The sequence below is a fragment of the Falsiroseomonas sp. E2-1-a20 genome (assembly GCF_051433195.1).
Taxonomy (GTDB): domain Bacteria; phylum Pseudomonadota; class Alphaproteobacteria; order Acetobacterales; family Acetobacteraceae; genus Falsiroseomonas.
Window position 1 is genome coordinate 1 of the sequence record NZ_JBHMFT010000075.1, and the last position, 11,378, is coordinate 11,378.

At 65.9% G+C, this 11,378-nt stretch carries 9 protein-coding genes and 2 pseudogenes; 4 read left to right on the top strand and 7 right to left on the bottom strand.

What is annotated here, in order from left to right:
- Together ACFHPP_RS29325 and ACFHPP_RS29330 are read left to right on the top strand one after the other, a co-directional pair.
- A pseudogene (locus tag ACFHPP_RS29325) lies at positions 1-131 on the top strand (IS110 family transposase); the annotation flags it as partial.
- Positions 132-450: 319 nt separating this feature from the next.
- A complete protein-coding gene (locus ACFHPP_RS29330) occupies positions 451-1,038 on the top strand; it encodes a transposase (protein WP_437166772.1) in 588 nt (195 codons plus the stop codon).
- On the opposite strand, the gene ACFHPP_RS29335 is transcribed toward ACFHPP_RS29330, so the two are convergent.
- A complete protein-coding gene (locus ACFHPP_RS29335) occupies positions 995-1,426 on the bottom strand; it encodes a nitronate monooxygenase (RefSeq protein ID WP_437166773.1) in 432 nt (143 codons plus the stop codon). The two genes, ACFHPP_RS29330 and ACFHPP_RS29335, sit on opposite strands and share 44 nt — an antisense overlap.
- Positions 1,427-1,609: 183 nt before the next feature.
- Between ACFHPP_RS29335 and ACFHPP_RS29340 the strand changes: the two genes are divergently transcribed.
- Positions 1,610-2,992 carry an L-serine ammonia-lyase gene (locus ACFHPP_RS29340; protein ID WP_437166774.1) on the top strand — a complete coding sequence of 461 codons (1,383 nt, stop codon included), beginning with the start codon at positions 1,610-1,612 and terminating at the stop codon, positions 2,990-2,992.
- Positions 2,993-3,277: 285 nt separating this feature from the next.
- Here the strand turns inward: ACFHPP_RS29340 and ACFHPP_RS29345 are convergent, their stop codons facing one another.
- From ACFHPP_RS29345 to ACFHPP_RS29360, 4 genes are all read right to left on the bottom strand, one after another.
- A complete protein-coding gene (locus ACFHPP_RS29345) occupies positions 3,278-4,165 on the bottom strand; it encodes a copper resistance D family protein (protein ID WP_437166775.1) in 888 nt (295 codons plus the stop codon).
- Positions 4,162-4,539, bottom strand: coding sequence for a copper resistance CopC family protein (locus tag ACFHPP_RS29350; protein WP_437166776.1), 378 nt, complete (start codon positions 4,537-4,539; stop codon positions 4,162-4,164). Before ACFHPP_RS29350 ends, ACFHPP_RS29345 begins: the two co-directional genes overlap by 4 nt.
- A gap of 84 nt (positions 4,540-4,623) precedes the next feature.
- Complete coding sequence (locus tag ACFHPP_RS29355; RefSeq protein WP_437166777.1) at positions 4,624-5,376, bottom strand: PEP-CTERM sorting domain-containing protein; 753 nt, start codon at positions 5,374-5,376, stop codon at positions 4,624-4,626.
- A 429-nt stretch (positions 5,377-5,805) separates the two neighbouring features.
- Positions 5,806-6,435 (bottom strand): hypothetical protein, encoded by a 630-nt coding sequence (locus ACFHPP_RS29360; RefSeq protein WP_437166778.1) that lies wholly within the window; start codon positions 6,433-6,435, stop codon positions 5,806-5,808.
- 630 nt (positions 6,436-7,065) lie between these two features.
- Here ACFHPP_RS29360 and ACFHPP_RS29365 point away from each other — a divergent pair.
- Entirely contained in the window at positions 7,066-8,961 is a 1,896-nt protein-coding gene (locus ACFHPP_RS29365) for a PAS domain S-box protein (protein WP_437166779.1), read from the top strand.
- Positions 8,962-9,308: 347 nt separating this feature from the next.
- Here the strand turns inward: ACFHPP_RS29365 and ACFHPP_RS29370 are convergent, their stop codons facing one another.
- Together ACFHPP_RS29370 and ACFHPP_RS29375 are read right to left on the bottom strand one after the other, a co-directional pair.
- Positions 9,309-10,931, bottom strand: coding sequence for a hypothetical protein (locus tag ACFHPP_RS29370; protein ID WP_437166780.1), 1,623 nt, complete (start codon positions 10,929-10,931; stop codon positions 9,309-9,311).
- 148 nt (positions 10,932-11,079) lie between these two features.
- A pseudogene (locus ACFHPP_RS29375) lies at positions 11,080-11,378 on the bottom strand (hypothetical protein); the annotation flags it as partial.

Below are 11,378 nucleotides of genomic sequence, written 5' to 3' on the forward strand. Positions count from 1 at the left end.
CCTTCCGCGACCGCCTGTTCGCCGCCGGCAAGCCCAAGATGGTCGCTCTTGTCGCCGTGGCGCGAAAGCTCCTCACCATCCTCAACGCCATCATCCGGGACAAACAGCCGTGGCACGCCCAAAGCGCTTGACGACCGACACAGTCGCTCAATCGCCGGCGCCGGCATCCGCCGGCTTGGCTACGCGCCACTTGGCGCGGCGGCCATTCGGCCGCTCGCCCGCCTTCGGCGGGCGCAGGTTCCGATCAATGGGATTTAGTATAACAGCTCATTCCGCCAATAATGCAGCCCCTCACATCCCCTGCCGGTGCACCACGCGTCCGCCGAGCAGGGTCATCAGAGCACGTGTCTCGCGGATCTGCTCTGGCTCGACGGCCAGGATACTGAGACAGAACGACAAGGTCGGCGAACTTGCCCGGCTCGATCGACCCAAGTTGAGCAAGGACGGCCTATGCCCGATGCGCAGGCACAGGCTCTCGCAGAACTGGTCGCTCGGAGGCGTCAGGTTGTCGAGATGATCGTGATGGAGGGCAACCGGCGCCGCTGTGCCAGCAACCCGAAGGTGCATGCAGACATCGATGCCGTCGTAGCCGTGCTGCGAGCCCAACTTGCCAAACTAGACGGCGACATCGGAGGCGTCGTGCGGTCCTCGCCCCTATGGCGTGTCACCGAGGACCTGCTGCGCTCGGTGCCAGGCATCGGCAGCGTCACGGCGCGAACGCTGATCGCCGAACTGCCCGAGCTGGGTCAGCTGGACAGGCGCAAGCTCGCTGCGCTGGTTGGCGTCGCTCCAATCAATCGCGACTCCGGTCAACAACGTGGGCACCGGGCAATCGCTGGCGGCCGCACATCGCTACGCAATGCCCTATTCATGGCCACTCTGGTGGCTGTCCGGCGCAACACCGTGCTCAAGGCCCACTACGATGCCCTCGTTGCCCGAGGGCGGCCCAAGAAAGTAGCCATCATCGCCTGCATACGGCGCCTGCTGGGCATCCTCAACGCCATCGTCCGAACCAAAACCCCGTGGCTGCCTGCTTGACTCGCAAGACGGTCGCTCCGGGCTTCGCCAGGTGTCCGCTCGAAATGGGGGGCGCTCCAGGCACCTCTATCCCCGAAAGGCGCGACAGCGCCTCCCGTACCCGCGCCTCATGCGCCGCATCACGTGCCGGCGGCGGGTCCGGAATCCAGAGGTTGACCTGGAAGCTGCCGCTGCTGCGGCTGCGGAACTGCGCGGCCCAATTGCGCATGGCGTCGGGGCTCGCCATCAGCGCGCCAAAGCCGCCCATGCCGCCGGCACTCGCCACCGCGGCGGCGGGGCTGGGCGGGCTGGAACCCGCCATCGGCGCCAGCAGGATCGGGGCACGCAGGCCGAAGCGGTTGCAAAAGGCCTGGGCGCGCTCGCGAGCTATGGCGGCTATGGGCATCATACGTCCTCCTCTGAGCGCCATCTTGCACGGCTTTGCGGTCAAAGCGCCTGCACGACCGCCAGCGCCAGGCCGCTCAGCACCGGTGGCGCCCGGTGACCTCCTCTGCGACAACCTGCGCAAGCCGGATCACACAATATCGTCGAGGCACTGACGCAGCTGGCCAAGGGAAGTAGAACGCCATCAATGACCGGCCCCTGTAGCCCTACCCCCTGGATCGGCCCGTTCGACCTCTTCCGGGTCGGCATCGGTCCCTCAAGCTCCCACACGGTCGGTCCCATGATTGCCGCGGCGGCCTTTGCAGGCGAGTTGGGCCCAGACACGGAGCGCGTGTCCGTTGAACTGTTCGGCTCCCTCGCGCTGACCGGCCGCGGCCACTCGACCGACATTGCCGTCATGCTCGGCCTCACCGGGGCGTGCCCCGACACGCTGGACCCCGACGAGGCCGCGGCCATCGCAGCCGACATCCGGACGCGGCACCGTCTCACGCTCCCCGGCGGACGATGCATTACCTTTGACCCGGGAACAGACATCATCTTCCGCTCGCGCGAGACGCTGCCTCTACATCCAAACGGTCTCCGCTTCTCCTCAATCGGCAAGACCGGTTCGGTGATCCGGACCTACTATTCAGTGGGCGGCGGCTTCGTTGTGGACGAAGCGGGTCGACCGCTCTCTGCCGAAGGCGGCGGACCCGCACCCGTGCCCTATCCGTTCGCAGACGCGGCCGACTTGCTCGACGTCGCGCACCGATCAGGTCTGACCATCGCGGCCGTGACCCGCGCCAACGAGGCGGCCGCTTATCCCGCCCGCGACATCACCGCCGGCATCGCCCGCCTCTGGGCCGCCATGCGCGCCTGCGCCGCGCGCGGCCTGGTTGCTGAAGGCGAGCTTCCGGGTGGCCTGCGCGTCCGCCGCCGAGCCCCGGCACTGCTCCGCCGACTGCAAGCGCGCGCCGGGATCAACGACCCTGACCCTCTAGGTGCGATGGACTGGGTGAACCTCTGGGCTCTTGCGGTGAACGAGGAAAACGCTGCCGGTGGCCGTGTCGTCACCGCGCCGACGAACGGTGCCGCCGGCATCGTGCCGGCGGTGCTCCACTACTACGACCGCTTTGTACCCGGCGCGTCTGGCGAAGGGATCGAGACCTTCTTCCTCGCCGCCTCGGCCATCGGCGCACTCATCAAGCGCAACGCCTCCCTCTCCGGCGCTGAGATGGGTTGCCAGGGCGAGGTAGGGTCTGCGTGCGCCATGGCTGCCGCCGGCCTCGCCGCCGCCCTCGGCGGGACAAATGCTCAGGTCGAGAACGCGGCGGAGATCGGGTTGGAGCATAATCTCGGCCTGACTTGCGATCCCGTCGGCGGGCTTGTCCAGGTGCCCTGCATCGAGCGCAACGCCATCGCGTCGGTGAAAGCGATCAACGCCGCACGGCTGGCCCTGCACGGCGACGGAACGCACCGCGTCAGCCTCGACCAGGCCATCGCGACCATGCGGCAGACCGGTCTCGACATGTCCCACAAGTACAAGGAAACGTCGCTTGGCGGTCTGGCCGTGAACGTCGTGGCGTGCTGACGTTAGTTATCCCCACCAGCCTTTCCATCCGGCGTGTCCATATCCGCCCCTTATGCGGCGGCGGGCGGTTTTGGTTTCGTAGCCTCTACGAGAGTCACCAAGCGCCTCGCGTGTGTCTCGCTCCGTTAGTGCCGCGTCTTTTTCGCCGCCTCGACAGCCTTCCAACGGACGCGAGCGGAGGTGCCGTCCAGGAAGGCCATACCAAGCGCGACCCCACGCTCCTGCGCCATCGCCAGCATGCGCTCCCGCACGCCCAGTCGTGACCGGCGGATGAAGTCTACGCCGTCAGCCTTCGCCGCCTGGGCTGGTTGCTGTCATTTCTGCGACGGCCCAGAACACCAGAACCATGACGAAGGCTTCGTATCCTATGGAAGCGGTAAGGCGCGCGCCCGATCCGGGGATATTGGCTGCGAGGGCGGGCGTCAGCCGGAACCGGTGCAAAGCCGCAAAGCCGAGCAGGACGGCGATCAATGCCACCTTCGCGAGGAGAGCCAAGCCGTAGGCCGTGGTTACCAGTATTTCTAAGCGCCCGACCAGGAGCCACGCCAGCACGACACCTGCCAAAAGAAGGGCGCTTACCACCCAACTGGCGATCCGCGTCCAAGCCTTGAGCAATCGGGCCGCCGCCAGGCCGCCCCGCCTGGAGGCCAGCGCCAGCGGCCATAGGCTCCCCGCCCAGAAGGCGACAGCCAGCAGGTGCAGGCTCAGTACCGCCGACAGCAGCCCTTGCGGCTGGTGCTGAGTGGTGTGGCCAACGCTCGTGAAGCTCGCGGCGACTGTCAGCACCCCCGCAGTGGCGACGGTACTGGCTGCACGCCCGATCCAAACGGCCAATGCGACGGCCAGCAAGCCCGCCCACACCATCAGAACGGAGAGGCCGGGGCGGGACGTCAGCATCAGGTCCCAGATCTCGGCATCGAAGGGATCCCCAGCGGATGCCAAGGCGACCTGGACAGTCAGCCAGGCGAGGCTGGACGCCAGCCCTACCGCTGCCGTCGCCAGCGTCATCCGACGGCAGGCTGTGGCGTCCTGGGGTTCCTGCAGCCGCCTAAAGACAAGGGCGAAGATGCCCAGCCCCGCGGCTCCGAGGCATGACACATAGAATGCGATGCGCAGCGCCGTGGAGATACCCCGGAGCCAATTTGGCTCCGGCTGCAATAGCTCCAGGATCACCGTGCGGCGTTTATGGCGAAGCGTACCGCTCCATTCATGACATGCCCGTCGTTGCCCAGGGCGCGCCACTCGAGCCGGTAGGCGCCTGGCGGCAGCGGCGCAGCCATGATGGCGGTTGCGTGGCTGGACACCGCGGGCCCACCCTCGCGGCGCACCACGTGCTCCCGCCCTACCTCATCGAACAGGCGAATGGCTGTGACACGGCAGTCATGCGTGAACATCAGGTTCAGTGCGGGCGGCGAAGCATTCAGGGTCGTCCCGTCAGCGGGCTCCGAGGCTTGCAACATTGGATGTGCGCGGGCGGCTCCAGGAGCCAGCGAGGCCAGGACAGCGGCCAAGAGACTGTGCCGGACGATGGCGTGACGTGGAAACATGTCGTCTCCTGGGCTTGGGCCTCTAGGACAGGGTGGACTGATAGAAGCAGGAGCGGCGGCACCCGTGGGCGCCGCCGCGAGATGTTACGCTCGGCGAGCGCGCCGGCGCCGGACCAGACCTAGCCCGACGAGACCGGCGCCAAACAGCGCGAGCGATGCCGGCTCAGGCACCGGCACGGCGCGGATCTCGCCAGCCGCTATAGGCAGCACCACTTTGTAGCCCGGTGTGCCATCCGCCTCGCCGGGTCCAGACCCCAGTCCGGTTCCGGAATCCAGCAGCCTCCCGTGCAGGACAATCTCGCGCAGTGTCAGCGGGAGCAGATCCTCTTTGGTGAAATCCTGGGAGAACAGGGCGTTGTTCGAGAGGTCATAGGTCTGCGTGAAGTTCACCAAGCCATTCGGCGCGGTGGGGAAGTCGCCCGAGCCCGGCGGTCCATCGAGGTTCAGAATGATGGGCCCGTAGGAGGGAAGACCCTCGGCCAGCTCAATGAAGCCGTCGCCATCGGTGTCCTGCGCAAGCGTGGGCGTGACGGAATCCATCGGGTTGCCAGCCGCGTCGAAGCGGCCGTGGATGTGCTGCACGTGGAGCTGGTTCGGGGTCAGGCCGCTCGCCGTGATGTTGACGGTCAGCATGTTGCCGTCGTGGCTGAGCTTTGCGAGACCCGAGACGCCTGAGCCGCTCAGCGGCGCCAGGACGGCCTCATACAGCATGGGCGCGGCTTGGGCGGGGGCGACGACGAGCATCATCGCGCCGGCCAAGGTCGACGCCAAGGTAAAGCCGCGCAAGGCCGAGCGAGGCGGCTTGGAAGCCGGCGCTGACGCCTTTTTGGATCGCATACGAAGTCCTCCTAAAGCCGGCACGCGAAATCGCGGTCCAGCAAGCTGGGAGGTGCAAATTTTAGGCCAATCCAAGAAGTACTTTGAGATCGGTGTCTTCCAAGGGAGCGGATATGCAGGAGGTGTTGCTGTGTAAGCCAGGGCGGCACTCTAACCCGCGCCATAATTCTTAAAGATCGGCTCGCGCTATCAAGAGAATTTCATATTTATATTTTGCATCCGGAAGAGTGTTGCCCGCGGTGGTCAAGCGTACTTGGCTGATGTTGTCGCTTAGAGTTATGGTCGTCTTCCGCTCGCAAATGGCGGTCACCGGCAATGCCGAGGCTGCGCCGACTACCGCCGCACGATGCGCGGCGGCGACCTTCGAAAGGCCATTCCAGATCCATGGCTTGATCGGGCCTTCTTGCGTCCTGCGGCTGTCGTTGCGCGTCAGCTAAAGACCCCGTCTGCGAAGGCGAGCCTACCCTCCGAGGCGCCGAAATGGAGGTAGTGCTCGAGTGGGTTGATCCCAGCTGCGTCCACGTCTGGATTGGCGAAGAGGTAGCTGTCTGTGTCGAAGAATGCAGATGGGTCGCGACCTTCAAGCCATCCCCAAAGCGCGTAATGGACAAGCGGGTCGAACCCAGCCGCGTCTACATCGCTATAGACGAAGAGGTAGCCGCTCGTGTCGAAGAAGGCATTTGGGTCGCGGCCCTCGATCCATCCGAAGTTCGCGTAGTGGACAAGCGGATCAATTCCTGCCGCCGCCACGTCCGGGTTTGTGAAAAGGTAGAAGTCGTCGTCGAACAGCAACGCGGCATCGAGTGGGTACGTGACGGCCGGCACCAAAACTGCGACAGGTTCGACAATGATTATTGGCTCGATGAAGGGAACAGGCTCGTAGTAGATTGGCGCAGAATCGTAGTAGTAGATTGGATCCGGTTCATAATAGGTATATGGCTCAACATATATTGGCTCCGGATCGACATAGATCGGATCGGGCTCAAAGTAATAGAGGTCCGGTTCATAGTAGGGTTCCGGCTCGAAGTAGAATGGGTCGAGCTCGTAGAAGGTGTGCATGTTGGCCTCCACGCTGGCGCAAGTCGGATCGCTCAGATATTTCGCGACGTCCTGGCAGGTGCCATTGGCAACGAGGCGAGATAGCGGATCTTCTGATTTTTCGAAGTACAGCATCAGATCAGAACAAAATTCTGTTGAGAAAGCGGCTATCCCAAGGCACATGTACGGGATGGCCTATTGCAGTATTGTCGCGTGATACTTGTACCCCTCTCGTAGAGGCATCGCCTTGCGGCGCCTGGTGGCGCTGCTGATAGCGCTGGGCTGGCAACGGGCACGGGCTGCGACGTATGGCGGCGTGCTCTCGCTGCTGGTTCGGCGGTAGTGCGGGCCGGCGGAATCTGCTTTGGCAGGTCCCAGCCTATCTTGGCTACCGGCAGGCAGCCTCCGACGCCGTGCTGGCCGCAAGTAGGCCGAGGTGACGCGCCGCCAAAAAGTGGACCGGCTCGAATTGATCGGTAGATGGTTTGACTCGCCTAAGAACACGGCGTTCAGCTATCAATGAGTTACTTTTAAATCATCAAACAGAGAAACAATGCCGCATACAGAGACTGCTCGTGACCTCTGGCTGCGCGATAGTGGTGCCCGGAATAACCGGTGGCCCCAACATCGCGCCTGCAGGACTTCATCCACGTGACCGATGACCGAGCAGGGCAGCTCGAACGCGAAATTGCGGGCCTGCGGGAAGAGCTGGCGAAGGCTCACGCACAGCTTGCAGAAATGCAGGCTGCCAAGCACCCCAGGGAGCAGGTACTTGCCTTCACGGATTATGCCGCAGTCCTCGAGCAGATCGCCGAGGGGGTCATCCTGGCCGACGCGGCCGGCAGCATCGTGTTCATCAACGAGGCGGCAGCGCGCATGCACGGGGTTGCGCATTTCAACGTAACCCCGCTTGGCTACAGCAGCGCCTATGACCTTCGCACCGAGGATGGGCTGCCATACCCGACCGAGGATCTGCCGCTGGCCCGTGCGGTGCTGCGCCAGGAGCGCGTGGAGGCGGCGCGCTGGCGCATCCGACGCCCGGATGGCTCGGAGGTTCTTGCCGTCGGGTCTGCAAAGCCCGTCTTCGATTCCCTGGGTGTGCAGACCGGGGCAGTGCTGACGCTGCGAGACGAAACGGCGCGTGACGCCGCGGAGCAGGCCCTGCGGCAGAGCGAAGAGCGCTTCCGCATGGTCTTCGACCAGCAGTTCCAGTTCATGGCGGTGCTTTCCCCCACCGGCATCACGCTGGAGATCAACGAACTGCCGCTTCGGGCCGCAGGCATCGTGCGGGAGCAGGTGATCGGCCGCGCCTTCTGGGACACTCCCTTCTGGGAAGGGCTGCCTGAGATGCGGGAGGCTTGGCCGCGTCGCCTTGCAGCCGCGGCGGAGGCGAGTGGAGCGGTTCCGTCGGAAGACAAGTTTCGGACCGCCAGCGGCGAGGTACGTACAGCCGACGCGGCCGTGACTGCAGTGCGCGCGGCAAATGGCGAGTTAATGTTCTTTGTGATCCAAGCGACGGACACGACCATGCGCCGGGAGGCGGAGGCGGCGCTACGTGAGAGCGTGGCGGAGTTCCGCGCCATCTTCGAGACAGCGGCGGCCGGGGTTACTGAAGTGGATCCCCGAACCGGCCGCTACCTGCGCGTTAACCGGCGGTTCTGCGAGATCGTCGACAGGCGGGAGGTCGATCTTCTCGGCGGCCTGGGGCCAAATGATGTCAGCCATCCGGATGACAGTGGGATCAATGCAGCCGCCTTAGCCGCAATCGACAAGGCCGGCCGCTACGAGACGGAAAAACGCTACATCCGTCCCTGCGGCGATGTCATCTGGGTTCGTATCAGTGCGGCCGTTGCCGCGCGCGATGCGGCCGGGCAGGCCATCCGCACCGTGGCGGTCATCCAAGACATCACCGAAACAAAGCAGGTGGAGCGGCGTCTCGCGCTGCTGGTCGCAGAACTGAACCACCGCGCGAAGAACGCGCTGGCGACCGTTCAGGTCCTCGCGGAGCAGACGCTCCGCGGCGCGGCTGGCGATCTGCAGCAGTTCGCGCAAAGCTTCCTGATGCGCCTTCAGGCTCTGGCACGAGCGCATGATTTGCTCACCCAGCATAACTGGGAGGCGACGCGTCTTCAGGCTGTCACCTGCGCGGCCCTTTCGATTTGGCTGACTGAGGAAGAAGGCTGCACCCGCATCGTGCTGCGGATGTCAGACGGTGCCAAACGCGCAATGGTGACGCCACGGCAGGCACAGGCGCTCGTGCTGGGTCTGCACGAACTGGGCACCAATGCCACCAAGCATGGCGCACTATCGCTTTCAGAGGGCCGCGTCCTCGTAACCTGCGACTTGGTCGGTGGGAACATGGCAGTCATCAACTGGAGCGAGACGCAAGGTCCGCGCCTGAACGGAGCACCCGCCCGCCGCGGTTTTGGCACCCGCATTCTCGAACGTGTCCTGCCACAGGATCTCGGGCCGGGTTCTTCGGCCGAGTTGAACTTCAAGCCTGCAGGGCTCAGCGCGATGATCCGCGTGCCATTGCGGGAGGGCTGATCGAGAACGGTGCCTCGGCCGAAGCAGCGAGCATGCTGCCACCGACCTCGTGATTTAGGCAGCAACGCATCCGGTGTCCGAGCCCGCAGCAGGTGATGGGGCGGTCAACCAGATCACGCGCCGTCGCCGGCGCTGGCACGGCTGCCTTTACGGGGGCACTACCACGGCCTCGGCCCCGCGAGCCGGTTACGGTCGGCAGCATAACCTGCGCAGTGGCCGGCGACACCCGGCTGGTTACGCCGTTATCGGGCGGCTCGCTACGTCGGTGCGGCACATTGCAACCTCGGGCCTCCTGCGGCTGGCTGTGCAGTGGCGTCGGGGGCGGGCTTAAGCCCGCCCCCGCCCTATCATTGCTGGCTAACGAACGCGCGTGCTTGCTCGATCTCCGGCCGAGGCGTGTCAGCGCGCTCCGCAAGTTGCACCAGGTGCTCGTAGTGCCGCCTTGCTGCGGCGCGATCCCCGGCCAGTTCGGCCGCGCGGCCGGCCCCATACACTGCGCGGAAGCGATTGGGCTCGGTCTGCTGAACCGCCTCGAATTCGCCTTGTGCCGCGGCATGACGATCCATCGCGAGCAGCATCTCCCCAAGTTGCTCCCGCGCCGGGAAGAGCGGGCCGGGCGTGACCGGGTGCTTCTCGGTGCCTGCCTCGCGTTCCGCTGCCTCGCGCAGCAGGCTGAGGCCGGCCTCATGCTCACCTCGCGCGAAGGCCAACCATCCCTCGGCGGCGACGCGCAGGATCTCCACCTGCTCCTGCCAGTAGGCGTCGCGACCCTGCAGCTCGGCGGCCGCAGCCTTCAGCGACTCAATGTCTGCGGCGGCGGCCTCTGGCTGGCCGGCGCGCGCCGCGCCCATGGCACGGGCAAAGTGCGTGGTGGCATCCACGAAGGGAACGCCATAGCGCCGAGTGCCAAGCGCCGCAGCAGCCTGCCAGTCGCCGCGCTCCAACGCCAACCGGGCCGGCATGGCAGTCAGCGCGTAGCTCCCGATCGGCGTCGGTGGGTTCCATTCGGCGTAGCGGGCGATCTCGTCCAGCACGCGCTGCGCCGCCTCGGATCGGCCGGTTTGGAGGTAGCCGTAGACCATATAGTCAAGGGCGTGCAGCTCATCGAACCGCTCCCCGCGCGCCCGCGCGGTCTCGGCCGAGCGGCGGTTGGTCTCGATTGAATCCTCCCACCGCCCGACCCGGGTGAAGATGTGCGAGGGCATGTGCAGCGCGTGCGGCGCGTCCGCAGCAAGCGCAGCGTAGCGCTCTGCTGCAGCGACGCCCCTTTGCGCCAGCGCTGGCACGTCATAGGCGTGGATCAGGTAGTGGGAGATCCCGGGGTGCTGCGGATGGCGGGCGTATTCCCGCTCCAGGATGTCACCGGCGCGCAGTTGGTTGGCGTAGGTCTTGTCCGTGGGCGAAGCCGCCATGACCAGCGACAGCGCATGAGTAATCGCCACCTCCGTATCGTCCGGGAAGCGCCTGCTCAGCGCTTCCATGGCCTGGGCATACTGCACCACGCGGGCACGGTGACCCGGCATGTCGTCGGCCGCGAAGAGGTACATCAGCGCTCCGATAAACCCCGCCTCGCGCTCTGTCTTGGCGCCGATACGCTGCGCCTGCTCCAGCAGCGCCCGGCCCTGCGGCAGCGCGTCGGGCGGCGGTGGGCTGAAGGGGTTGCGCAGCAGGGCAAGAGCCTGACCCCAGTAACCCATGACGCAGTTTGGGTCGCGCTCCAGCACCCGGCGGTGCGCTTGGTCGGCGGCTTGGTACCAGAAGGAATGCTGCAGCTTCATCGCATCGTCGAAGGCCGCCTGCGCTTCGGGCGTACAGTTGACCGGGAAGTGCAGGGCGCCGAGCGCGGCCGGAGGAGGCGGTGTTCCGCCATGGCTATGGTCGTGCTGCTGTTGCTGGGCCTGTGCGAGTGCGGGGACAAGGGCGAGGCCGAAGGCGAGCGTCCAGCGGCGAATGGCCGGATATGCTTGCATGGTTTCCTCCTCGCCAGGGGGTGCATGAGCCGCTTTCCCTGGCGATCGGAGGCTAGGCTTCTGGTGTGGGCTGTGGAAGCGCCGAGTACGATTGTCCTGCGCGCCTGACAGGCACCAAACCTCCAACCTTGCGCCGGCGACGCCTTGGTCAGTCGCCGGTATCGTCGGCGTCTTCTGCCGGCGGCTCCGCCTCCGCCGCGTTCCCGTCGTCGGCATCCGGCTTCCAGCCGCCGCCGGCCAGCTGGTCGAGGGTCTGGCGGGTGCGGCGCATCGCCGCCTCGGTCTCGCGCAGGGCGGCCTCGAGGTCGGCGTAGTCAAAGGCCGTGCGCGCGACCGGGGGCCGCGGCGCGATCGGCCCCGTCGGCGGCGCGGGCGGGTCCGCCTCGAGCGGGACCAGCCGCGGCCGGCCGCGGCCGCGGCCGGGTTCGGGCCGGCGTGGCGGCGCCG

Coding starts and splice junctions, on each gene's coding strand:
- ACFHPP_RS29330 (WP_437166772.1), top strand. CDS start 451: ATGCCCGATGCGCAGGCACAGGCTCTCGCAGAACTGGTCGCTCGGAGG.
- ACFHPP_RS29335 (WP_437166773.1), bottom strand. CDS start 1,426: ATGATGCCCATAGCCGCCATAGCTCGCGAGCGCGCCCAGGCCTTTTGC.
- ACFHPP_RS29340 (WP_437166774.1), top strand. CDS start 1,610: ATGACCGGCCCCTGTAGCCCTACCCCCTGGATCGGCCCGTTCGACCTC.
- ACFHPP_RS29350 (WP_437166776.1), bottom strand. CDS start 4,539: ATGTTTCCACGTCACGCCATCGTCCGGCACAGTCTCTTGGCCGCTGTC.
- ACFHPP_RS29355 (WP_437166777.1), bottom strand. CDS start 5,376: ATGCGATCCAAAAAGGCGTCAGCGCCGGCTTCCAAGCCGCCTCGCTCG.
- ACFHPP_RS29360 (WP_437166778.1), bottom strand. CDS start 6,435: ATGCACACCTTCTACGAGCTCGACCCATTCTACTTCGAGCCGGAACCC.
- ACFHPP_RS29370 (WP_437166780.1), bottom strand. CDS start 10,931: ATGCAAGCATATCCGGCCATTCGCCGCTGGACGCTCGCCTTCGGCCTC.